Origin of the sequence: Microcystis protocystis FBCC-A270 (genome assembly GCF_050500235.1) — a bacterium.
GTDB lineage: Bacteria > Cyanobacteriota > Cyanobacteriia > Cyanobacteriales > Microcystaceae > Microcystis > Microcystis ichthyoblabe_A.
This window is the reverse complement of record NZ_CP191407.1, coordinates 3,716,496-3,741,376: the sequence shown is the minus strand read 5'-3', so window position 1 is coordinate 3,741,376 and position 24,881 is coordinate 3,716,496. Positions and strand designations below refer to the sequence as shown.

Below are 24,881 nucleotides of genomic sequence, written 5' to 3'. Positions count from 1 at the left end.
TTTAGTCTTAAAAAATGAAACTAATAAGGCCACACCATTGTAGCTTATTTTCAGAACAATAGCCGATTTAGTTTACAAATCTTTAACCTTTTCCTGCCAGTTTCTTTTCTTGATCGTAGTGACAACTCAAACCCCCCTTCCCACCCCCCAAGAGACTTTGCCCTCAGAGTCCTTCACTAATAGCCTTAATCGTCAAATAATCATCATTCTTGACTTTGGCTCCCAGTATTCTGAATTAATCGCCCGCAGAATCCGGGAAACGAACGTTTACTCCGAAGTTCTCTCCTATCGTACCAGCGCCGAACAATTAGCCCAAATCAACCCGAAAGGAATAATTCTTTCGGGCGGTCCCAATTCCGTCTATGATCCGGGAGCGCCCCACTGTGATCCCGAAATTTGGAATTTAGGTGTACCCATCCTCGGAGTTTGCTACGGGATGCAATTGATGGTACAGCAGTTAGGGGGCAGGGTAGAACGGGCAAAACGGGCCGAATACGGCAAAGCATCCCTATTTATCAACGATCCTACCGATTTATTAACCAATGTCGAGGACGGTTCCACCGCTTGGATGAGTCACGGGGATTCCTGCGTGGAATTGCCTGCGGGTTTTGAAATTCTCGCTCATACCGATAATACCGATTGTGCGGCCATTGCCGATCACGAGAAAAAACTCTTTGGAGTGCAGTTTCACCCGGAAGTTGTCCATTCTGTGGGAGGAATCGCCTTAATTCGCAATTTCGTCTATCATATCTGCAAATGCGAACCCACTTGGACCACGGAAGCTTTTGTCGAGGAATCGATCCGAGAAATTAGGGCAAAAGTGGGCGATAAGCGAGTTTTATTGGCTTTATCCGGCGGTGTGGACTCCTCTACCTTAGCATTCCTCTTGCATCGAGCGATCGGTGATCAACTAACCTGTATGTTTATCGATCAGGGATTCATGCGTAAGGGTGAACCCGAACGATTAATGCAGATATTTAACGAGCAATTCCATATCGGAGTCCAGTATGTCAACGCTAGAAAGCGATTTTTAGCGCAAGTGGCCGGTGTCACCGATCCCGAAGAAAAGCGCCGTCGTATCGGCCATGAATTTATTCAGGTGTTTGAAGAAGAATCGAATCGTTTGGGACCCTTTGATTATCTGGCCCAAGGAACTTTATATCCCGATGTGATTGAATCGGCCGATAGTAATGTGGATCCCAAAACCGGGGAAAGAGTAGCGGTTAAAATTAAAAGTCATCATAACGTTGGTGGACTGCCGAAAAATCTCCGGTTTAAATTAGTCGAACCCCTGCGAAAATTATTTAAGGATGAGGTGAGAAAATTAGGTCGATCAATCGGTCTTCCGGAAGAAATTGTTCGTCGTCAACCTTTCCCCGGCCCCGGTTTAGCGATTCGCATTTTAGGGGAAGTCACCGCAGATAAATTAAATATTTTGCGCGATGCAGATTGGGTGGTGCGCGACGAGATTAATAAGCAGGGAATGTATCACGATTTCTGGCAAGCTTTCGCGGTTTTATTGCCTGTCCGCAGTGTGGGAGTGATGGGAGATCAACGTACCTACGCTTATCCTATTGTCCTACGTTTAGTCAGCAGTGAAGACGGAATGACTGCCGATTGGTCCCGGGTTCCCTATGATTTATTGGAGACAATTTCTAATCGTATTGTCAATGAAGTTAAGGGAGTTAACCGCGTGGTTTATGATATTACTTCTAAGCCCCCCGGAACTATAGAATGGGAGTAGTATTGAATTATTGATTGATTGTTATTCCCGTCCAAATATTGGGGCGGGATTTTTGCAGAATAGACAATTGAGGAGATTAATTACTACCATGGCACAGTTAGAGATGTGGGAAGAAATAGAAGCGGTGGATTTTGCCGAAGAAGAAGAAGATATTGCAGGAGAATCAGCAAACCAAAAAAAGCTACAACTCAAAGAAATCTCCGAGACTGTTGTTGCCAGCAGTGATTGGACTACCGCAACGATCCGCGATCAATTAATTCGAGAAAATATTCAACTCAATCCGCGCTTTCAAAGACGAGATGCTTGGAATATTACTCGTAAAAGTCGATTTATTGAATCCCTAATTCTAGGGTTTCCAGTCCCACAGATTGTCTTAGCTACTAATAATAAGGAAAAAGGGAAATTTATCGTTCTTGATGGCAAACAACGCCTACTAACAATTTTACAGTTTTATGGTGACAGTGACACACCTAATAATAGTTTTACTTTAAAAGATTTAGAATTTTTAGATAACCTCAATGGCTGCCAATATCAAGATCTAAAAAATGACTTCAATTTAAATGATTTCTTAGACCAACTGGATAATCAAACTATCCGCACGATTGTTATCCGTAATTGGAAAACGGAGAGTTTCCTCCATAAAATTTTTCTGCGTCTCAATCTGGAAAATACCCCTTTGTCTTCTCAAGAATTAAGACAAGCATTACACCCAGGGGGTTTTATTAATTTTTTAGATGATCGAGTGATCGAAAGTCAAGCATTAAAGAAAATATTTAAATCTTCCTATCCCGATTTCCGGATGCGCGACACTGATATATTATTGCGTTATGTAGCTTTTCATTATTATTTATCTGATTATCGCGGTGATGTTCAGATGCTTCTAGATAAAACCTGTCAAAATTTCAATCAAGAATGGGAAAAACGCTCAGATGAAATTATCAATGTTGTTGATCAATTTGAAAAAGCTGTCCAAACAACAATTAATATTTTTGGAGAGAAAAACTTTTCTCGTCTCTGGTTATATAAAGAAGGAAAGTATCGAAGTCAGTTGAATCGAGCAATTTTAGATGTGATGGTTTTTTACTTTTGCGATGATCTAATTAGAGCAGCTGCCGAGAAAAAAAAAGAACAGGTAGAAGAAGCATTTAAAAGTTTATTTCTTACTGCCGTTGATCGATTTAAAAATGCTGTATTAATTAATCCACATACTAAACAATCAACCTATGATCGTTTTCATTTATGGGGTCAAGCTTTATCAAAAGTATTAGATATTAACTTCAATATTCCTCAGATGGAAGACAATCGTATTATTTTTAAGGGGTTAAGATAGTTGTTTTTTTACTATGCCGGAATCTCTAAGATTTAGACAACTAACCAAAGAATTAAATCGACTCAAAAAACAATTCCTACCTCGTAAATTCAGCGAGATCAATGACTATTCTGAAAGACAATTAGCTTTAACTTTTGCCTATCGAGTTTTTGCTCATGCTGAGATTGAATCTTATCTTGAAGATCGAGTTTGGGATACAGTACAGACAGCAAAAAATATCTGGGATAATCAAGGTAAAGCTAGTGAAGTTTTGTTATGTGTAATCGCTTTTTCTGGTCAAGAAATGGAAAATCCTCCCGATACCATTACTCCTCTTAAAGGTAACAAAAATGTCTCCCTAGACAAACTGAAAATAACTAAAAAAATTGACATAGCGATTAGATGTTTTAAATCAGTTATCGATCAAAATCATGGGATTAAAGAAACTAACCTATTAAAATTACTCTTACCAATCGGCATCGATAGTGATGACTTAGATAAAGTTTGGTTAGCCAATATGAATACTTTTGGAGAAGAACGCGGTGAAATCGCTCATTCTTCGGGAATAAAAACGAAAAAAACGCCTAACCCTGCCGACGAATTAGAAAGAGTTAAACAAATTATTCAAGAATTAGAGAAAGTCGATCAATTGATTACTAACTTGCTCAAGTAATTCCACTCTTAATAAAACTTAAATTTTTAATTTTATCAGAAATACAGTATAATAAAAAGCAGACAATAGAGAGCTAATCATCAAAGTGAAACATAGACCAATTGCGATCGATTTATTTGCCGGCTGCGGTGGGATGTCCGTTGGTCTAGAAGCGGCCGGATTTGATATTGCTGTAGCGGTGGAGTTTGATGCAGTCCATTCCTTGGTTCATCATTTTAACTTTCCCTATTGTCAAACTATTTGTCGGGATATAACTAAAGTAACAAGTAGAGAAATATGGGAATTATTAAAACTAAAAGGCTATGCCACCGATGTTAGTTTAATTGCTGGTGGTCCCCCCTGTCAAGGTTTTTCATTAATTGGTAAACGACAAATAGATGATCCTAGAAATTCTCTTGTATTTGAATATCTGCGGATTGTAGGGGAAATTAAACCCAAGTATTTTATCTTTGAAAATGTTCCCGGCATGGCGACGGGTAAACATAAACAATTTTTAGAGGAGTTAATCTCTGAATTTGAAGCTATTGGCTATACAATCAATCAGCCAGTTAAAATCCTTGATGCCAGTGAATATGGCGCACCACAAAAGCGCAGAAGATTAATCTTAATTGGTAGTCGAAAAGACGTGCCGATGGCTAAATATCCTTTGACAAAGACCGTCGATTTAAACTCAGCCAAAAAATCAGCTTTTACCAGCGTCTATGATGCGATTTCAGATTTAGAATCAATATCGGCCTTTATCGATACTGATTTAGGCATACCCGCATCAAAATTAGATTATAGTGGTAAGAGGAAAAAATATTCAGTGCAGCCAGGGGATATTTTTAAACTTTGCCATCAAAGAATAGTAGATACAAAAATCTATGGACATATAGGCTCAGTTCATACCCAAAGATCAATTGATAGATTTATCGTAACCGAACCGGGTACAGTGGAACCAAAAAGTCGCTTTTTCAAGCTTTCTCCTACTGGTTTATGTAACACTCTCCGGGCCGGAACTAATAGTGACAAAGGGGCCTATACTGCTCCTAGACCCATTCACTATTCTATTCCTCGTTGTATTACTGTACGAGAAGCCGCCAGATTACATACATTCCCCGATTGGTTTCAGTTTCACCGCACAATATGGCATGGTTTTCGCGAGATTGGTAATGCAGTTATTCCGCTATTATCGAAAGAACTTGGCTCCTCTGTGATGAGAGCAATGAATATTAATCCAGCCAATTTCGACCAGCTTATTTTGGAAAGAATGCCCGAAGACTTATTGCTATATAATATGTCTCAGGCATCAAACTATTGGGGAATCTCTGACGATGTTATCCCGAAAAGAAAACGAGGTGTCTCTCAGAGGCTGTTCGGTATTTAAATGATACCAATCAAAGAGTATTATCTTTTAGAAGCACCGCGCTATAATTTGCCGTTAATTCAGGTTCCTTCTGGTGAATATTTTTCATGGGAGATAATCGTAATCATAGCAACGATTTCCATATCTGGGGATTTTTACCAGTCAAGAACCTGATTAGCTGTGCAGTTTTTCGCTTTTTCCCACTGCACCGCTTTAGTTGGTTTTCTGACTTCTGTTTCCCCGCAACCTCAAATACCAGGATAAATGTAAAGATTTATTAAAATATAGTCTAGGATACAACGTTTGTGGCGGGGTGGTGTGTATCCTCTTATATTGGGAAATGTGGTAGAGCGTCCCAACCCTGATCGCCACAACCGCCACAACCGCCACAAACGACTCCCAACTGTATCTGTCCCTTTTAGAACACCAAATAATCGTGGAGACTTGCTATGACTGCAACACCTAGTAAAAACACACAATCTTCGTCAGCAACTTGCTTGAAAAAACCAGATTTTCGTAAGGAAACTCGCTTAGGATTAGTGCTTTATGGTGGGGTTTCTCTAGCAGTTTATATGAATGGTGTTTGTCGAGAGTTTTATAATGCAACAAGGGGTCGGGGAATTTATAAATTAATTAAAGCACTGACAGATTCAGATATTGTTGTTGATATTGTATCGGGAACTTCAGCGGGAGGAATTAATGGAGTTCTCTTGAGCTATGCAGTTGCTAATAGCTACGAAAAAATTGTAGTTGACTTTAAGGAATTTGGAGATATTTGGCGAGAAAGTGGAGATATAAATAAATTACTGCGTCCGATCAAAAAAGAAAATAATCAAAAAGGTGTTAATTCTCTTTTAAACGGCGAGGGATACTATCAGGAAGAACTTTTTAAAGCTTTTGAAAAAGCTGGAAATAACCAACAATCTGCTCCTGATGGAGAATGGTATTCAGAGTTTAACGAATTAGATTTGTTTATCACTGGCACTGATGTTTTAGGAAGAATCTATAAAACCTTTGACAACACTGGAAAAGTCATCGAAATCAAAGATAATCGTTGCGTTTTTCATCTTAAATATCGAGAAGATCAAGATTTTGGAGATCCTTTTTCTACGACAGATAAAGATACTCAACAAGCCTTAGCTAAACTCTGTCGAATCACCTCTTGTTTTCCCCTTGCTTTTCCTGTAGTACCTGTCGAAATCAAGTCTGATAATAAGGTAGATAACCAACTACAAGAATGGGGAAAGCTTTTGAGAAATCGCATCCTTCCGCAAGAACCTCCAAAAGAGGGATATAAAATCTATTTTGTTGATGGGGGAGTTCTAGATAATCGTCCTTTTAGTTATACCACTGAAGCCATTTATTATCGTACAGCAGATCGTCCTGTCAATCGTCAATTATTTTATCTCGATCCCAATCCAGAAAGCTTTGTTGACAGTACCAAATTTAAAGAAATGGAGCAACCTACTGTTTGGGAAGTCATCACAGGTTCTCTAATCAGTTTACCCAGATATGAAAGTATTAGCAAAGATCTTCAACAAATCAAAGGTATTAACGACAAAATTCGTCGCTATAATTTGTTATTAAAAAGTGTTGATGAAGAAGTATCTGAACAAACAACAGAAGCCAAAAATCGTTATTGGAGGTGTCGTTTAGTCAGTTTAAGAGATAGTGTTCTCTCCGTAATTTTTGACAATCAATATTTTGTTGGAAAAGAACAAGAACAGGAAGAACTATTAGAAAAAAGTGCCAGTTTATTGACCCAATTTATTAATAATTCTGAGGAAATTAAAAAGCGAGAGGAAACTTTAAACTCCCTAGCTCAAGATGTTGAAAATCTAGATATTCAATATGCTATTAGAAAACATAACTTTCTCTTGTCCCAAATTTACTCTCTGATATCTGATGCTATTACTAAAGATACAGATGATATTACCAAATATACAGAGTTGAAAAATTTAGCCAATAAAATCACTTGGCTGCTAGAGTTGCTCAAAGTCATTGATCAGGTTATCAAAGAAGTGATAAAATCCGAACCTGTTCGACAAAAATTTTATCAACTCATCACAGAAGAGGAAGAGGACAATAATCAAGAATCTGTAAATTTGAAGCGCAAAAAAATCTATAATTATCTATTAACGTTGTTGCGTCTTATCTTAGATAGTCAAGATTTAGCCGATGTTACCGTAGAAAATCTCAAAGAGCTAGATTTTGACAAAATCAATTTTATCCGGGGACAATTACGGAAGAAGGTTAAAGATGTAGCTCTAGATCAAGATTGGGAAGCATTAACTATAACCAAAGGTGAAACCATCTTAGAAAAAATAGAACAAGCTTCGGCGAAGTTGTTAACTGAACAATCGGAGAATGTAGAACCAGCAATTGGCAAATTTGAGAAATTTCAGCTAATTGATCAAGTAATATATCCCTATCAATATTTGTCCGATGTCCAAAACAACAGTCCAATTAAACTTGTTCGTATTTCTCCCAATGATGCTGATAAAGGATTTGGCAAAGATAAGGGACTTGAAGAAAAATTAGCTGGAGATCAATTTCGTGCTTTTGGAGGCTTTTTTAAGAAATCTTGGCGTTCTAATGATATACTTTGGGGACGGTTAGATGGAGTCAACCGTATTGTTGATGGGTTATTAACTTCAGAATCCTTAAAAGCCTTCTCTGGAGTTGTAAGTCGCCAAATTGAACTAGAACAATTCTCAGGAACTCAGGAAGAGAAAATTCAAGAATATGTCAAGCGACTTGTTGATGAATCTTTTCCCACAGAAACACAAACAGAAAAAGATGAGCTAATTCAAGACTTAATTAAACTTGCTCAACCTAATACAACCCTTGCAAAAGAAGAATTAGAAGAATTCTTAAATAAGCTTGTCAGTTTAGGACATAGTGCTATTCTTAAGGAAAATTTAGGGAATGTATTCAAAGACGCAATTTCTGAACAATTGGAATGGAATCAACAAAAAATTGACCCAACTCCTGAGTCAAACTACAAATATGTTGGTGGCTATTTTGACAAAGCAGTAACTCCCTTAGCTGCTGCAGAACTTGCTCAACGTTTCCTGGAAGATTTAAAAGGGAAAGAAAAAGAATACTTCCTGGGTGAATATGGAGTTGGTTCAGAAACAATAGTGAAAGATATACCTTCTAATATTCTCAAAAGTTTAGGCACTCGGTCAGCGATAATTTTGAGTTATATCATAGAATCTAGTAAGACTGGTAAACGACTGCTTAGACTTCAATCTTATCAGCTTCTCAAACAAATTCTGAATATATACTATTTCCTGTCCCAAAGAAGTAGTCCAAGCAGCTATAAAACACAAGCCTCTCCCCTCATCTCTGCTTTGAAATCATTGCTTCTTTTTATTATTGGATTTGGAGTAATAGCCTATCTACTAAATGTATTACCAAGATGGGCTGTGTTGACCATTGCAACCTTAGCATTACTCTGGATAATAAAAAGCTTATTGGGACTATTATTCGGGAGAACCTCTAAATAACCCCTGGAAACTGTGCCAAAGAAAAATCAAAGTCCTGTAGGGGTTGCCATGGGGGAGAGAATCTGGTTTATGATCGGCGCTCGCGTCCTGTAGGGGCGAAGCATTCGGGCATAACCTATCGCTGAAACCGTAGATTTTCTATCCGAATGCTTCGCCCCTACTTTTTCAGCAAACCCTACTTACTATTTTACTATCATTTTTGTTATTCAGGAACCGTCCACCAAGCGAGAGCAAAAGCTTGTTCTTTTTCGTTAACTTGTTGACGATATTGAACCCGAATTTTATAGTTTCCAGAGATGGGGACAGGACAAAAAATATGCTCTAAACTATCACTATCACTCAGGGAAGCACAGGTGTATTTAGCATTATTATCCTCCTGAGCAGGTAAAAGATAAACATCTAAATTATTCAGGCCGCGATCCTGGAAACTTTCATCGATATCATAGAGATTATTACGATTAGTATCGATTAATTCTACCAAACGATCCCAAGCTAAAGTTATCGAAACAAAACTATTAGCTTTTAAGGGATTCTCTAGGGCATAATCTTGATAACCATTAGCGGTAACTGTAGCGTAATCCCAACCAATAGGAGGAATAGATTCTGCGGCCGACCATTGACCATTACTAAACTGTTGGTAGGCGCGAAAAGTGTTAAGATGTCCCGTCCCCATCTGCATATCTAAAGGAATTTTCGGATCTTTATAAGCATCGGACTCTAACCAAGTTTTTTGGTCTTTAGTTAAGACTGTCCGTCTCATACCTAACCGTAACCCATCCCCCGTATCTTTAATTTTATCGGCAGCATTAAGCATCACTGCCTTCATCACTTGATGATGACGAGAATCGAGACTCCAATGGGGATTTTTTTGATTAATTTGTTGATCGCCGTATTCTTGTAAAAGTGCCACCGATGCCGTAATATGAGGAGCGGCGAAACTGGTGCCACTAACAGTATTTAATTTACCTTTGAGGTCATAAAGCTCTATTTTATTGCCGGGAGCAACTAAATTAATTGACCGTCGCGAACCATCATTAATTTCCCGTTTAATTAAACTGCGACCAATACCCACCGGCAAAGCACTAATATTAGCAAAATCAACTTTAGTAAATTTTCCTTCTCTTGTCGCTGTATAAGCGGTAGTAATGCCGTTAAAATGATCGGTGGGAATGGGAATTCCTCCCTTACCTTGATTACCAGCAATTACATAAAGGACATCCTCAACTCGCGATGACCAATCAACACATTGAGTTAATAAAGCTTGACCATCTAATTTTGGTTCCTGTCGTTGATCTCTTTGCAAAGATTCCCCAAAACTAAAGTTAATGGCGCGGACATCACCGCTATTTTGTCGGGCAATATTTTGACTGGTAAGACATTCTTCCGGTTGTCCACCGCGTCGCAAAGAACCCACCGCCCCCGAATATAATCTCGCTTTTGGGGCTACTCCGGGGATTTTTTTATCATCACTGACCATCATCGTTGCCACCATAGCGGCGTGATTATCTAGATAGGTGTTGGGTTTGGCAATTTGATCGCGAAAAAAAACACCAGCTAATTTATAGGGAGGCTGCCAAGCCGCCACTTTATCATAACCGAACTGAGCTGGTCGTCCGATTTCCACTTGACCGATGGCAATTTTTCGCCCTAATAAATTATAGGGTTCCGCCCGCAGGCGATCGGCATAAATTCCCTGTTCACCGATGGAATTAGAAAGAACTAGGGAAGGAAGCAGAATTATCGTTACTACTAACCCGACGACAAACCAAAACCCTCTTTTCATCATCAGCAATCCTGCGGCAGTAAGGTGATACCAATCCATTCTAAGACAGAAATCTTAGAAAATACCCAAATCTCTTTTTTGGCTAGGTGGGATGATAATAAAAAGCCACTGCCAAGATTAAATAGGTGGCTAGTAATAGGGTTCCATCTAACCAATTGGAACGACCAGTAAAGCTGATTAAATTAGTGACAACCACCGCTACAATTAAAGCCACCACGTTAAAGGGATTAAAATTTAAATCCATCGGCTGCTGCCAAAATTGACCGATAAAAACTAATAAAGGTGCCACGAATAAAGCCACCAATAAACTATCACCCATAGCCACAGAAACCGTTAAATCCATCTGATTTTTTAGGGCTAATTGAGTGACGGTAACTATTCCAGAAACATCGCTAATTAAAGGAATGAAAATCACCCCGATAAAGAGAGGAGTGAGATTAAATCCTTCCATCACCGATTCCACTACATCAACAAATAAATCCGACTCATAGGCTACAGCTACGGTGGAAGTAAGCAGCACAAGTAACCAAATCCAGACTTGAGCTTTTTCTTCCTCACTAACCTGATTGTCGGGGGTATTTTCGTTACTTAATCCCACTTCGTAGAGATAGCTATGGGTTTTCAGGGAAAATAATAAAGTTAACCCGTAAACTATTAATAAAACCGTGGCGGTGACTAGGGAAAGACTGAGAATATCGGCAACTTCCACCACGTTAGAAGTATATATTACCAAAGTTGGTAAAGCGATCGCTATTACTGCTAAAGTCATGGAAGAACCATTTACCCGCGCTAAAATCGGTTTAAATTCCTGCTCTTTGTAGCGAATTCCTCCCGTGAGCATTCCCATGCCCATAAATAATAATAAATCGCTGAGAATACTGCCAGTAATACTGGCTTGTACGATGTCCACCAAGCCTTTTTTTAGGGCAATTAAGGCAATAACTAAAGTGGTAGTATTGCCAAAGATAGCATTAACTAATCCTCCCAAAGTTGGCCCGGTTACTACGGCAACTCTTTCCACAGACGTACTTAACCAAATTGACAGGGGAATGATCGATAAAGCGGCAGTAATAAAAATAGCTTGATCTCCCCAATTAAGACGACTAGCGACCACCGATAGGGGAATAAATAATAGGAAAGCAAAGGAGACAATTTTTCTTAAATTCATGGGTTATTAATGGCAATTTCTCCCACCATTCCCGCTTCGGCATGACCCGGAATAGTACAGATTAATTTATACTTACCAGTTTTGAGAGGAACTATCACCCATTCCGCCTGTGCATTAGGTTTTAATTCTAGTTCGTGAATTGCCCCTTTAATCTCCACTTTTCCCGCTTCAACTTTCTGGGTCCAACTAGCATCAGCGAAGTCTTTAGCGGTAAAATAATGTTTAGTAGGACTGGGATTATCGAGGATTAATTTGTATTTTTGTCCGGCAATAAAGTCTAATTGACTAGGAAAGAATTTTAATTCTCCTTGCCCGGAGCCTAGACTAATTTTAACTTCTAGAGGGGCGGATGCAGCGAAGGCGGGAAAAGTCACTAACCAACAACTAATTAAAACTATTACTACTGCCACAAATTTTTGATAGATATCCTGGACAGGGAAGTAGGGATTAGAATTCATTTTGCTCCTGCAGCTTATAGAGAAAATCTGGCGGCTTTGACGATAATTTTAGAACAAGTGGCGATTCTTAGCGGCTCTCTTCCCTTCCATTCCCTCAAAGTCCCTTGGCCACTGTTCAAACCTCGGGACTTCTAGCCACTGTCAGTTAAATCGACAAAATTAATCTAAGCTATCGGGAGAATGGGGATAAAGTTGTTCTGCTTCTGGACAATCTTCCGAGACATTAATATCAGGATTCGTCCGCGACACGGAGGCCAGTTTTCTGCTCACCGCACCGATACTTTCTAAACGCACCATTTCTTCCCAAGAACTAATCTCGTCTTCTTCTTCTGTTTCGTAGCGAATGGTGACGAGATCGCTTTCTAGATCGATAATACGAGCATTATCAATCCATCTTTGCTGATCGCGCAAGAAAATGCAGACTTCCTGACCATCCATACAGAATTGATAAATCTTGCGGTGTAACATAAATTGCTCCTAAACAGCTTCTTTTGTTGGATTTAACTAACGGGAAGTGAAAAAATGCCAATCTCAGCAATAGCTCAAGAATTCCCGTGGGTAACACAAAAAGGAGAAAAATTCCGCTAGTAGTGGCAAGAATGGGAAAGGAAAGTCAGGTTTCCAGTTTGGGACTACGTTCTTCAAAGACATCGATTCGATTAATAGACGGCCTCGGCGATCGGTAAAAAATCGCCCTTATAGAGTCATTGTTACATAAATTTTCACTTCATAACAGTATCTGTGGATGGAATCGGGAAATGGGGAGATAGGGAAATTTCCACTAAAACCTCAACACTTAAACCCCCTAACCCCGATGCTGATTTAAAATAGCCATCATCTTTTCGGCCACCGCTGCTGTTTGTTCGAGCATGGCAAAGTGACCACAATCGGATAACTCAATCACGTTGCCGCCAGTTTCAAACAAGGGATGAAAACTGGCCAGATGGTTAACGTACTTAACTTCCATAATCGTATCCTCTTTCCCCGCCAGAAAATAGACCGGCTGCGGGAGACGGGAGACAATCTGGGGTAAAAGATGAACTTCGCTGATAGTGGTGGTTTCCAAAAGTGACCCCAGGGCCGCTTGGTAATCGGCCCGGACAAAATCAATCACTCGCTGTTTGCCCCATTTTTTACTTAGGGTTTGCTTGACCATCATCCGCGAGAATAAAACATCAATCAAGGGAACACGGGGCAACCAAGGCGGTCTTCTCTCTAAAATCTGTCTTCCGGCTTCCCGAAATCGCTCAAATTCCTCCTTTAGATAGATGCCGCCGCCGGCATTCATACAGATTACCCCTTTAATGCGTTCAGGACAGCTATCCGCGGCCCACAAAGCAACACTACCACCGAGGGAATGACCGACTAACCAAGCAGCATCGAGGTTTAAGCGGTTAAGAAGGGTAATAACGTCTTGGGAGTAGGATTCAAGGTTATAACTGCTAGGAGGACTGTTAGAGGTGATTTTTTGGGAGTCGCCAAAGCCCCGGAGATCATAAACTAGACAGGGATAGTCTGGGGAGAGAATATCTACCAAAGGCTGCCAGTAGTGACGACTCAGCAGCCAACCGTGTATAAAGACTAAAACCGGTTTATCCGCTTGGGGCGAAAATAACTCGTAACTGTGGGATACTCCCGATATGTCGATGGTAGGCATATAATCAATCTCAACCTAAGTTAAACCGTTGATAGGGGTTACTAGGGAAACTTCTAGAGAAAAATCGGTGTATTTAGCCTTGTTTATAGAGCAAAATCAGGGAAGCTTAGGATTTTCCCTGATAGCTGATCAATCAATGCTATAGACAATTTCAAAAGCTTCTACTTTAAGTATAAAACACTGGGGATACCTCCCTAAAATAGGATGACAACCCTAGACCAGGATTTATCTATGAAATGCGATCGCTTTTTAACTCTTTCCCTCGTGTTAAGTCTGGGATTAGTTTTTCCCCCCTCTTTACCCGCTCAAAATCCCCCCGCTACCACCTTTCAACCGGGTCCTTGGCAGCCTGTCGCTAGGGTGAATATGAGTCGTCCTGTGGAGATTAAAATCATCAATCAAACCGATATTGACCTCAATTATGACCTATCGGCCAATATTGATTCCTCTCCCCAATTATTATCTCCTGGTACGGAGACAACCCTAAAAGGTTTCGTAATTCCAGCATATATTCTGATTAATCGGGCTAATGCCGCCTCGGATCCCGATTCTTCTAGTTTAATCTATGCCGTAGAAGTCAATAAAGATAATTTAGTCACGATTACTGTCACCAAAGTTCCAGGGAGTACCCCCGGTTATACCACCTTTAACCTCAATCAACAGGGTGCTATTTATATTTACTAGCTCTAGCTGAGGGCGATCAGACTACAATTATATTATCGCGATCGAGATTTATTTGAGATCGATCGACAATTGTAACGTTTTAGTCAATTAACGGTAATTTCCGCCCCAGGAAAGTTAAATTAATAGGGATATAACTCCCAAATTAAGTAGCTGGTTATAATTAAATTAAAAATGGATTTTAGGTTCGATCCCCCCTAGCCCCCCTTGATAAGGGGGGAAGCCGAAGGCGGGGGGATCCCCCTTAATAAGGGGGGTGACGATCCCCCCTTAGTCCCCCCTTAATAAGGGGGGCATCTGATAATTTTTCAAGCCTACCTACTTAGCCTACAAAAGGTTAAAAAATCTCCTACAAACCTAGCGAGGACAAACATGAATACAATCACTAATTTTTTAGCTAGTGCTATTGTCGGTGGTTGGATTATGACCATGGCAGTTTTTGCTATCCAAAATATCCAACCAGTTTCTTTAAAGTTTCTACAATTTGAGTCAATTAAAGTACCCATCGGCATTTTATTGGCTTTTTCTTTGGGAATGGGATTTTTTATGGCCGCAGTTATTCCCGCTTTTTTGAGAAAGTCGAAAAAATCTCCTCGCAGTCGCTTTTCTCCCCCAGAATCGGGGTTAGACGAGTTTGATTTTTAAATAGGGTCTGCTGAAAAAGTTTTTCCTGGGGGTAGGGTGTGGGGTGTGGGGTGTAGGGTTTTACCGATTTTGAGGGGGTCAATTACCTAATTTTCAGGGAAAAAGTGCCTAAATTTCCCCCCCGATCACCCCAAGGTCTGGCACTTTTTGATGGGAAAAAAGTCTAAAATTCTTATCCAACAAGGTTTTTAGATTTATTCAGCACACCCTAAATAGTCTTTTGACTGGCTAATTTATCGGTTCTCTTAGGGTTTGGTGGGTAAAATGTGTTCTAAAATACAGTCTTGCCAGCGAGCGACTGGAACGAACCACAAAGACACAAAGGACACAAAGATCGATCGGTCTTATATAAGTTAAACTGGTCGCAACGCGCTCGCTACGCGAGATCACACCAAGAACAAGAGAGCCATTTATCGGCAGCATCCCGGGTGTATATTGTAGGAGCTAATTGCATTTTGTACTTTAAACAACATTATAATTTTTGATAGCTGTTCTGACTCTCTCATGAATAGAAGCAAATAAACTTCCTTGCCATAAATAATTAAATTTATTTTCTGTGATTAGATTGAGACAATTTAAAATTCGCTTTTCCCAGTCTTTTTGATTGTAAGTATCTTTTCCCCAAGCTTGATATAATTCTCCCTCACTAATGCCACCTAATTTATGAGATAATCGATTTCTATGATTACGCAATTCTGCAGAACCCCAATCCTTTAGATCGACATTAATAGACAACTCAATTACTCGTTGTTGATTGCGACTGTCTAATAATATGTCAGTTTTATTTGTCCCATTAACAAACAATATGCTCAAATCAGGATACTTAGTTAAGACCGAAGATTTTAAAGATGAATAAGTATATTCAGAATTAACCATATAGTCTTTAAATTCATGTTTTAAACACTCATAAATTAAGCCTTCTACCGCTCGGAAACTATGAAGCATAGCCTCGGTTGTATTTTTTTGTTTTAGTCTAACTACTGCGGTATAAGCTTGTTCATAGGCCATCCACCAATATTGTTGATGCTGCTCTTTTTGTTGATTATTGAAACTAAAAGAAGCGGACTGAAAAAAATCTTCAAATTGTCCTTGATTCCAGCTTACTCCAGATTTAATTAGAGCATAAGTTTCTTTCCATTTTTGTTTATTTTGTTCATAGTAAGGTTTAACTAAGTTCTGAAGACCAGCATAATCATAGCGTTCTAATAATTGTAGGGCTTGTTGTCGAGTGCGATCCCAAAGATAGTTAGTCCCTAAAAAAGGCCCTGTGTAATCTGAAGAAATGCCCTTTTGATTGTCATGAGGAGTGGGAATAAATTCATAGAATTTAATATCGTTTCCATAAAAACTCAATCCCGAAATTCTCGACGCTTCTGAAGCTTGCCCCACCCCACCTTTTAAGCACAATAAAATGGGTTGTTCGGGTTGAGGTTTTATATTTTCTTTCCATACTTGTTGCCACCAACGGAACATTTCCTCGAAGTTAGAAGGGTTTTCATCATTTCTACCTATATAGAGAATATTTACTACCAAATCAGAATTTAATTTATTTAGCCAATACTTGATTAATTCTCCTGAGTAAAGACTATCTTTTTCTCTTTCTTTTACTGTTTCATTTTGATCAGTTACTACTAAATAAACTTTTTCGAGATCATTGATTTTATCTTCCAAAAGCTTACCCAGAATCACAGGTTTTACTCGATCTCCATAATATTCAATATTTTCCCAAAGGTATTGGGATATTTCTCGAAAAGATGATTTTTCGGTCAGAGCTAAATCAGACACTACTTCTATCTGTTCTCCGAGAATATCACCTTTCATGCGATCATCGCCAATATTATACCAGTCACCAGTGGTGACTTGAAACATTAAATCTCTGGTTCCGATCGTTGCAACTAAAATTGATTTCATGAGATTATAAAGGGAATATTTGAGCGAAATTTTGAGGACTTGTATTACTTCTTAATTGCCTGATAAACTCTTGACGGGGATTCAGATTAGCACCAAATACAGTAACTATCTGGTAATCTCCTAAATCAGCAATCCACACGGGAGATGGTTTAGCTCCACCACTGACTTTACCACAGAGATTACCATCATATTCTCTTTGACCATTTTTACCGGTAATTTTCAAAGTATCACTGTGAAGAATTGCTAAAGCATGGGGTTTACCTCTTTGTTCATTTCCTGCACAGACAAAAATTTGACAATTACTATCGGCTGCATCAATCCAATTACTTTGAGAAACTTGACCAGCTATCCTTAAATTATTAGAGTTTATATTAGTGCCAGTAACTTGATTTAAAGATTTATAAAAATCTCGCAATCTTTGCTGAAATTGTTGTTTAAACCCCTGCACATTATTGGGCATTGCCCAAAAATCTTCTTCACTGTCAATATAAAATGTAGAACCACGAAACCATGGGGCGCTTTCACGACTTTTGCGAGAATAATTAGGTCTTCTCGCACCTTGACCAATACCACCCATATTAGCTAAAAACCAAGTCAAATATTTAGCTAATTTTTTGACAGCTTCTTGTTTATCTTTTGGAGTTTCGGAAGACAAAGATAAGACTAAAGTTCCCCGTTGTTCACCACAGGGGTCATTTTTACCCTGAACATTGGGTCGGGGTTCTTTTTGGGTAACTTTACCCTCAAGAATATTCACTTGTAGATAACCGTATTTTTTAGGATTAATACCTCCAAATAATTCAGCTTCAATATTTTGAACTTCGTTAATAGGTAAAACTCCAGATGCAAAAACACGAAACCAGTATCGCAGCATCGATTTAAAGGCTATGGGACGAACTTCTGCGACCGGTGCGCCGCGCATTTGCCACTCGTTGCGTCGGTCATTCCATTGCCATTGGGTGAATCGTTGATAACCATGAATTAATTGACCTTCTAGCTCGAAATCCAAGCGATAAAATTCCGATTCTAATCTTTGGTTTTTTCCAGACAAGATCAATTGTCCATAACCGGTATTTACTTGTGAACCTATGCCATATTGCAATCCGTTAATTAACCATTGTTTTACCTTTTCAAGTATCTTTTCATCTTGACAGTTACTAGCTAGACGTAAACGTAAACCAATTAAAAAAGTTGGTTCTTTGAGAGAGAAAAAAGGATTAGGGTTAGGAGAATATTGCGTATAATCATCTTTCCATGACCAAATATTATTAGCCATGTCCATTTCTAACCCCCCGTTTTTAGAAGGTAAAGGATAGGCATCGAAAAAGACAACTTTACCCGTTTTATTTTTTTCCTCTTTGGCGTTTATATCACCAAAATAGGGGGCGATTTCTTTTTCCGCGTCTTTCCATTCCAGATTATTTTCCGCCATGATTTCTCGGATGGCTTGGTTTCTGGCAACACCGCGCAATGTACTAGATGGAATATAGGGCATTCCGAGGGCATCAAAGGCAGGTAAAAGAATACTTTCCGGTCCGCGATGACCACCGACACGAATACGCCAAGTGGATTTGACTTGAAAAGCGATTCCGTCTTTCGCTAACAGTTGGGTACGTTGATTGAGTTGCTCAAGACGCTGAGTGTAGTTAGCATTTTCTTGGGCTTTTTGCAGAATTTGGGTTTTAGTCGCATCTTTGTGTGGATAGTCGGCAGCACGCATCCAACGGAGATATTCGACAAAACTGGCTGATTGGTCGGGTTGAGGTTCGTTTTCGGGGTCTAACCAAGGTGAGGGTGGAGGAGGATTGTTATTGCCGCCACCACCGTTATTATTGCCGCCGCCACCCCTAGGAGGCTGTCTGGGGGGCTGGTTGTTATTTGTAGGTTTTATAGCTTGATTTTTTAGGGTGGGTTTTTGAGGGGGATTAGGACGTTGTAAGGGGCTATGGGACATAATAATTATAATTTCCTTTCTAGTTCAATGAATTATAAAAACTGTGGTGACAATTTACCTGAGTTAGTCCCCACTTTCCACATCGGAATAGATGGCATTGGCCCAGAAGCTAAATTCTTGGGCGATTTCCAAGCCTAAACCCGTTAATCCTAGATAATCATCGGTAGATAAATCCTTAAGAGTAGTTAAACCTTGAGAATTAGAAATATTATTTCTTTGAGATAACTTTTCTAGGCATTGAAAATACTTTTTAACCACCTGTTTTTTTCCTTCTTGATTGAGGGCAGTTTCTTCGGCTTTTAGGCGCATCATTCCCCAAGTAGAAAGATAGGTATAAAGTTCAAGAGCTTGATTTTTTTGTTCTTTGCGGCGACTATTATCAGCAGTGGCTGAGGACAATTCTTGCAAGGCCGTGAATACGGGATTGCTAATCGTTCTAGGGTCGAATGTCATGGTTATTTTGGCTCCAAAAGTTAAAAAATATTACCTGACCAAAGGGTATCAAGAGAGATAACAATATCGGGAAATGCGGCAGCGGATAAAGTTCCTGTACTAAATTTTTCTTGATATTGATAATCAGAATTTATCGGTTGACGGAAAACATAAATCTCTCGATTTTTGATGGCAACTACCCAATATTCTGCAATACCAGCTTGGGCATAGATGTGTTTTTTTTCGGTTAAGTCTTTACTGAGAGTTGAGTCGGAAATTTCGATTAACCAAAAAATTTCATCGGCATAGGGATGATGATCTCGATAGCGAGAACGAGGGGGAAAAACTACAGCGATATCGGGTTCAGGTTCTGAGTTTTCTAAGGTAATAGGTCCAACTTCTCTTACCCATGCTTTATCCTTGAGACGTTGACGGAGAAAGTTGGCTAATCCTTCTCCACTGTCTTTATGTAAAGGGCCTTCTGGACTCATTTCGAGAATATCTCCATTCAGTAATTCTACACGCCGATCGATTAAAATTCCCGCCGCAATCATGCGATGATAATCGACCACTGACCATTTAGCTAAGGCAAGATTAGCTGTCATAAATTACCTCTACCATTGTTGAACAAAACCACGTCCTAAACTTTCCTGTCCGCCGATTTGTAGAATGTCATTATCTGCTAATAACTGTTTAAAATCATCTTGGGATTGTTGTCTGGTTCCATTAGCTTGAGAGGTAATACCCCAAGGAAAATACATTAAGGTGTCGGGGGGAATAGCTTCTTCATAACGAAATCCTCCATCGACGGATTTATGCTCATCTAATTTAATTTTAACTTGTCTCCATAAACTCATTTGAATTAGAGTCGTGCAATGCTGATCGGGTAATACTAAGACTTTATTAATGCCACTGCTGACAGAGTTTTTGGGAATAAAACTTGGCCAATTTGACCAGTCTTTTAGATCATCGACCTTGAGAATGGCATCCTTGAGATAAACGTTGGTGTTGGCCTTTTTAAAACTACAGCTATATTCGGGGGGAATTGTCAGACTAGGATTAGTTAATCTTGTCCAACGACGAAGAAGTAAAGGAGAAGTGATCCAGACGACACCGTGACTAAGGGAAGGGACGGGCAACCAGAGAATCGAACCATCTCCTATCCAGATGTCTCCCTGTTCCAAGTTTTCTGCACCTTTATCGATTTCATTACCGAATAACTTAAATTTTAGGTTTTCTTCGGTAGCTAAAGAACGGATTTTCCCGCGAATTGTACTGGAGGGAATATAGGGTAAAGTGGTATGGGATTCACGAGCAATACCCACTAGATTCCCCTCTTGAGTGGTTCCTCCGGTATGTAGGGGAGAAAGTAGATAAAAGTGAATTAAGTTCATGATTAATTATTCTCCTTTATAGTTGATCCAAAGTAATTCTGAGTAGCCTAATTTGCGCCAGCGTTGGTGATATTCGGGACTATCGGGCTGATCTTGAAATAGGCGATCGGGTTGATTTAAATAGTATTGACTACCGGCGGGGGCGGCGAAGACTTGGGGGGCGGGAATGCTAGTATTTTCTTTTGATTGAATGCGGCAACTGATCGGAATAGCTCGATCGGTTGCGACACTGACTAGATTGCCCGGTTTCTGATTACTATTAACAGTATGGGCGAGTTTCCATTCCCAGGGCCAAGAGCGACAAATGGCTTGATTATTATCGTGACGGCGTTCAAAAATACCGGGGGTAACGAGATAGGCGATCGCTTTTTTTCTTTGTTTAAAGTTCTCCTCGGATTTTTGTTTTAACTCTTGCCATTGTTGACCTAAATTATCGCATTTTTCCAGTATAACTCGGTGTCCTTCTCCTCCTAACCGCAAAGTTGTGGGAGTGGGAATATTAACATCAATTCCGATCGCTATACTCCAACCGGGTAGCATTCGGATCGCTTTTTCGACAAAGTATCCATCGGCATCTTTTACCTGTTTACTTCCCGGTTTTATGGCGTTATGGGAACGAATTTCTTCTCGCCAGGGTTTATCTTCTCCTTCGTGCTTGACTAACCACTGAGAGGGATCGATCGCTCCTGTTTTTAAATAATCGAGAATAACTTCAAAAGGTAGATACTGACGATATTTACTTTCGTTCTCTTCTTCCTCTTGATTTTCTCGATTTTGGCAATTTTTGTTAGGTTTAGCCTTAGCTAAGGGGGCAGGTTTCGATCGATCCCAAAATATATGGTTTTCTGAAATCGTTAAATTATCACTCCAAGAAACAGGAATTAATGGGTCAGAATTGGCGAATCCTAAAGGACGGGGTAGATATAAAGTATCTCCAGCAAAAGATAGGAATGGACCGGTGATTTTAAAATAACTATTTTTAGAGCGATCTAGTAAAGCACTTAAAGCACCGGCGATCGTGTGACCGTTGGGGGGAAATGTACTTCCGGCCCAGGCTCTTTCTCCGGGACTAAAGGGTTTGGCATCGCGTAGGAGAAGAACATCTAGGGGAGTGATTGTGTACCAATACATTAAATGGAACCTCCGATCTTAATCTCTCTTTTTCGAGTCATAAAAGCCGCTAGTTTAAGCCAATTGTTGATAGTTTTATTGAGAACTTCTGGTGTGTTTTCTGTAGTTTGCCAAAGGCTATCTAGAAAGTTGGCAAGTTCTTTTTGAATCTGCTCTGTTTGTTTTTCTGATAAGTTCTCCCGACGGCTACAGAAGGCTTTTGTCCAGGGAAAAATCGCTTCTATCATCGGTGCGGGATGTTGTTCCCAAATTGTCGCAGCTTGTTCAAAGATACTGGCATCTAAATTCAATTCTAAGAGTTTTTGCCATTGATAAAAAACATCAAACTTAGCCGTAGATTTTAGGATGTTTCCGTTGCCGTAGAGAACGCGCACTTGTACAGCGTCTTTTTTGACTTTTTTGCCGTCAAAGTCTTTATAGGCGTGTTCCTTGGCTTTTTTCTCGGCTTCCCAGAGATTTTCTAGGGCGATAGCAAGGGGTACGGAATGATGAGCGATGACAATACCGAAACTGATAGTCGCCCGCTTTCCCATGGTAAATAGGGGACGTTTGGAGAGATTTTCGGGAGGTTTTTTGCCTTCCCATTGCCAATAGTCACCGGCGTTATTAAATTCCCCATGGGGGTCTTTTTCTCCCTTAAAACATTGCTGGATATCCCATAACCATTTATCCCATTCCCAGAGATTAGTATAGGCGAGAACATCATCACCGCCACCATAGATTAAGCGTCCTGCATAGCGTTGTTCGGTGAGGTAGGGAACGAGTTGATTAGAGAAGTCTAAAAGGGCGCGACTGAGGGCGCTATGGGTAGATGGTCCCATGCGTTTATTGAGGGTGACAAAATCGCCAAAAGCTTTTTGTACTTCTTTTTCTAGGGTATCGGTTTCGGTCGGGGGATGATCGGCGTATTGATGAAGTGACTTAGGGATATATTCTCGATAGGGTTTCATTTTTTGGCCTTTTAACCATTCCCCCATTCCGTCACCATCTCCTGCGGCGATAACATACCAATCAGCCGGGTTATTGTGGGGATAGTTTTGGTCAATTAATTGGCTTAATTGATGGCGATAATTAGCCATTTCTTCATCGGTAATCTCTAGTTCTTCTACTAACCATCCCGCATTGAGAAATCGAGGGTGATAACGTTTATATTCTGGTTCGATGTGATCGTCAATGTAGGGGATTCCCCAGGGTTGGGTAAGTGCCGGGGGAATCTTTTTCCCGTCTTCTCTTAACCTACGCGAGATGGTGCGACAAGCGTGATGAAAATGGTCGAGATCACCGCCTGTTTTGAGATAACCGGCGACTCCCACGGTTAAATCGGGATAAGCGGCATCTAGACGCTCTTGGTCGCTATTTTTTAAGAGTTTTGGCAGGATTAGGTGTAATCCGCGTTTAACGGTTTCGGTGGCGTTGAGTTGTTCGATCCCATCGAATAATCCGGCATTTCGTTGCCAATATTCTTTGCTTGCTTTTTCGCTAATCCAATCGTTGTTACTATCGGGATGGACGACGGGGCCAAGTCCAGAAATGGTGGAACGGGTGCCGAAAGCGGTGGGAATCTGCCAATCGCGGGCATTTTTGACGGCAGCAAGGGCGGAACGGTTTTGATCGAAAGCACTACTCCACCAAGAACCAACATTAGAACTAAAGGGATGTTTTTTCCATTTCTCAAGGCGTAGTTTTCCAGCTTTTTGCAGAAATTCCCGCTCTTTTTCTAAGAATAGAGCTTTTTTATCGTAGAGATTATAAAGTTCGTTTTGTTTGTCTCGCCAGCTTTGCGCTTTTTCTGGGTCTTCGGCTTGATTTTCGTCGATATTTTCGTTTTCTTGGTAAATTTCGCTACTGGTGAGGAGTTGGTCTTCTCTACCGATGGGGACTCCCACATAATAGGTTTGCCATTGGGCATTTAACCAACTGTCCCAGGTACGACTATTTTCTTTTAATTTGGGCATCCAGTGACGTTCTCCCAATTCCTCGAAAACTTGCCGACTAATTTCTTTCCATTCTTTTAATAAACTAGATTTAGCGGTTTGCATGGCCGCTGCCACCTTATCTTTGGGCAAGACGAGGATAATAATGTTGGGAAATCCGGCGGTTAGTAATTGTCGATCGCTCGGTGGGTCGATCCAGGGTTTAAAATCGGGATATTTCTCTAGTAACCATCGATCGATTAAGGGTTGTGCGTAGAGAGAGGGATAGATCAAACTATCGGGGCCGTATTGTTGGGCCAGTTGCCAGCAGACTTGAGCAGATAGATAGTGCAGAATCCAAGAACCTGCCCAAAAATCGCGCATTTTGCGGCTGGCTTTGATTAGTTCTTGCACAGGGGAAAAGGTGAAACTAACGAGATAAGCGTGGGATAATTGTTTTCCTGTCGGCCATTTATTGACCACATCCTCGGACGTGAGATCATATCCCGCTAGGGACCCGGCGATGGCCGCCGTTAAACTGGCATGACTCCAGATCGATCCGTCCGGTATTCTGGTTTCGGCGGGCATTAAAAGCAGATTTTCGTCATCGAGTAATTTCGTCGCTGCTTGGGGAAGACAGCGCCATAACCACCAAAATAGTTCTTTAGCTTCGTTTTCTGAGATTCCTGTGCGTAATCTGTCGGGAATTTGGTTAAATAGCCGTTTTTCCTGTTCTTTTAAGTAATCTGTGCGGTTAGAAGCGATTTTCTTATGGGTTGTGTCGGCTAATTTGAGATCTAAGGGTTCTCCGGAGAGGAGGTGACGCAATTCTAGACCTGTTTCTCGATCGTAGTTAACGAATTGGGTTAAACTACCGATCGCCGATCGATCGCTGGCTGAGGTGATATAGTCAGCTAGTTTGATTTGTTTGAGAATTTTTTTAGTCGATTCTTCGGGGTTATGTTTTCCCCACAACTTCATTACTTCTAAATCTCTCCAGAAGCTGTTATCACCGCGTCCTGAGTTGCTATGTAGGGCTTTGAAGACGGGATCGTGTAGTAGTCCCCAGATTTTCGCTTGCCAGTATCCTAGAGCCATAAACGTCTGTCTCAACTTGTTGCTGACCGATGTTCCCACTATATTCAATATGCACTAGAAACCGCTAGAGATA

Annotated in this window: 20 protein-coding genes; 8 read left to right on the top strand and 12 right to left on the bottom strand. The window is 40.3% G+C overall.

Annotation, left to right across the window (positions count from 1 at the left end; translation table 11 throughout):
- Positions 1-118 precede the first annotated feature (118 nt).
- The 6 genes from guaA (at position 119) to ACQY1X_RS18145 (ending at position 8,583) form a co-directional block, all read left to right on the top strand.
- The gene (guaA, locus tag ACQY1X_RS18170) at positions 119-1,744 is read left to right on the top strand and encodes a glutamine-hydrolyzing GMP synthase (RefSeq protein ID WP_002737357.1); all 1,626 of its coding nucleotides are present in this window, start codon (positions 119-121) and stop codon (positions 1,742-1,744) included.
- A gap of 88 nt (positions 1,745-1,832) precedes the next feature.
- Positions 1,833-3,074, top strand: a complete 1,242-nt coding sequence (locus tag ACQY1X_RS18165; protein WP_430014979.1) for a DUF262 domain-containing protein — start codon at positions 1,833-1,835, stop codon at positions 3,072-3,074.
- A gap of 13 nt (positions 3,075-3,087) precedes the next feature.
- Positions 3,088-3,726, top strand: a complete 639-nt coding sequence (locus tag ACQY1X_RS18160) for a HEPN domain-containing protein (RefSeq protein WP_430014978.1) — start codon at positions 3,088-3,090, stop codon at positions 3,724-3,726.
- 85 nt (positions 3,727-3,811) lie between these two features.
- Positions 3,812-5,092 carry a DNA cytosine methyltransferase gene (locus tag ACQY1X_RS18155; protein WP_430014977.1) on the top strand — a complete coding sequence of 427 codons (1,281 nt, stop codon included), beginning with the start codon at positions 3,812-3,814 and terminating at the stop codon, positions 5,090-5,092.
- An 86-nt stretch (positions 5,093-5,178) separates the two neighbouring features.
- Positions 5,179-5,352, top strand: a complete 174-nt coding sequence (locus tag ACQY1X_RS18150) for a S26 family signal peptidase (protein WP_370445071.1) — start codon at positions 5,179-5,181, stop codon at positions 5,350-5,352.
- Positions 5,353-5,520: 168 nt separating this feature from the next.
- Positions 5,521-8,583 (top strand): patatin-like protein, encoded by a 3,063-nt coding sequence (locus ACQY1X_RS18145; RefSeq protein ID WP_430014976.1) that lies wholly within the window; start codon positions 5,521-5,523, stop codon positions 8,581-8,583.
- 202 nt (positions 8,584-8,785) lie between these two features.
- Here the strand turns inward: ACQY1X_RS18145 and ACQY1X_RS18140 are convergent, their stop codons facing one another.
- The 5 genes from ACQY1X_RS18140 to ACQY1X_RS18120 form a co-directional block, all read right to left on the bottom strand.
- Positions 8,786-10,405: a S8 family serine peptidase gene (locus ACQY1X_RS18140; protein ID WP_430014975.1), complete on the bottom strand. Its 1,620-nt coding sequence runs from the start codon at positions 10,403-10,405 to the stop codon at positions 8,786-8,788.
- 43 nt (positions 10,406-10,448) lie between these two features.
- On the bottom strand, positions 10,449-11,534 hold the full coding sequence (gene cax, locus ACQY1X_RS18135; RefSeq protein WP_002735957.1) for a calcium/proton exchanger: 1,086 nt from the start codon (positions 11,532-11,534) through the stop codon (positions 10,449-10,451).
- Entirely contained in the window at positions 11,531-11,992 is a 462-nt protein-coding gene (locus tag ACQY1X_RS18130; RefSeq protein ID WP_002735338.1) for a cupredoxin domain-containing protein, read from the bottom strand. Before ACQY1X_RS18130 ends, cax begins: the two co-directional genes overlap by 4 nt.
- A 159-nt stretch (positions 11,993-12,151) precedes the next feature.
- Positions 12,152-12,460 (bottom strand): DUF6679 family protein, encoded by a 309-nt coding sequence (locus ACQY1X_RS18125; RefSeq protein WP_002735547.1) that lies wholly within the window; start codon positions 12,458-12,460, stop codon positions 12,152-12,154.
- A 337-nt stretch (positions 12,461-12,797) separates the two neighbouring features.
- A complete protein-coding gene (locus ACQY1X_RS18120) occupies positions 12,798-13,649 on the bottom strand; it encodes an alpha/beta fold hydrolase (protein WP_002736085.1) in 852 nt (283 codons plus the stop codon).
- 231 nt (positions 13,650-13,880) lie between these two features.
- Here ACQY1X_RS18120 and ACQY1X_RS18115 point away from each other — a divergent pair, with 231 nt between their 5' ends.
- Both ACQY1X_RS18115 and ACQY1X_RS18110 read left to right on the top strand, forming a co-directional pair.
- Positions 13,881-14,333, top strand: coding sequence for a hypothetical protein (locus ACQY1X_RS18115; RefSeq protein WP_016515597.1), 453 nt, complete (start codon positions 13,881-13,883; stop codon positions 14,331-14,333).
- 369 nt (positions 14,334-14,702) lie between these two features.
- Positions 14,703-14,975, top strand: coding sequence for a lipopolysaccharide assembly protein LapA domain-containing protein (locus ACQY1X_RS18110; protein ID WP_002736670.1), 273 nt, complete (start codon positions 14,703-14,705; stop codon positions 14,973-14,975).
- A gap of 462 nt (positions 14,976-15,437) precedes the next feature.
- Here the strand turns inward: ACQY1X_RS18110 and ACQY1X_RS18105 are convergent, their stop codons facing one another.
- The 7 genes from ACQY1X_RS18105 to cas10 all read right to left on the bottom strand — a co-directional run bounded on the left by ACQY1X_RS18105 (position 15,438) and on the right by cas10 (position 24,808).
- The gene (locus ACQY1X_RS18105) at positions 15,438-16,886 is read right to left on the bottom strand and encodes a hypothetical protein (protein ID WP_430014974.1); all 1,449 of its coding nucleotides are present in this window, start codon (positions 16,884-16,886) and stop codon (positions 15,438-15,440) included.
- Between the two features lie 4 nt (positions 16,887-16,890).
- The gene (gene cmr6, locus ACQY1X_RS18100) at positions 16,891-18,840 is read right to left on the bottom strand and encodes a type III-B CRISPR module RAMP protein Cmr6 (RefSeq protein WP_430014973.1); all 1,950 of its coding nucleotides are present in this window, start codon (positions 18,838-18,840) and stop codon (positions 16,891-16,893) included.
- Positions 18,841-18,903: 63 nt separating this feature from the next.
- Positions 18,904-19,293, bottom strand: a complete 390-nt coding sequence (locus ACQY1X_RS18095; protein ID WP_316577988.1) for a hypothetical protein — start codon at positions 19,291-19,293, stop codon at positions 18,904-18,906.
- A 20-nt stretch (positions 19,294-19,313) separates the two neighbouring features.
- Positions 19,314-19,877 carry a Uma2 family endonuclease gene (locus ACQY1X_RS18090; protein WP_024969471.1) on the bottom strand — a complete coding sequence of 188 codons (564 nt, stop codon included), beginning with the start codon at positions 19,875-19,877 and terminating at the stop codon, positions 19,314-19,316.
- Between the two features lie 9 nt (positions 19,878-19,886).
- Complete coding sequence (cmr4, locus tag ACQY1X_RS18085; protein ID WP_430014972.1) at positions 19,887-20,666, bottom strand: type III-B CRISPR module RAMP protein Cmr4; 780 nt, start codon at positions 20,664-20,666, stop codon at positions 19,887-19,889.
- A 6-nt stretch (positions 20,667-20,672) separates the two neighbouring features.
- A complete protein-coding gene (locus ACQY1X_RS18080; RefSeq protein WP_430014971.1) occupies positions 20,673-21,797 on the bottom strand; it encodes a type III-B CRISPR module-associated Cmr3 family protein in 1,125 nt (374 codons plus the stop codon).
- Entirely contained in the window at positions 21,797-24,808 is a 3,012-nt protein-coding gene (gene cas10, locus ACQY1X_RS18075; RefSeq protein WP_430014970.1) for a type III-B CRISPR-associated protein Cas10/Cmr2, read from the bottom strand. Before cas10 ends, ACQY1X_RS18080 begins: the two co-directional genes overlap by 1 nt.
- Between the last annotated feature and the right edge of the window lie 73 nt (positions 24,809-24,881).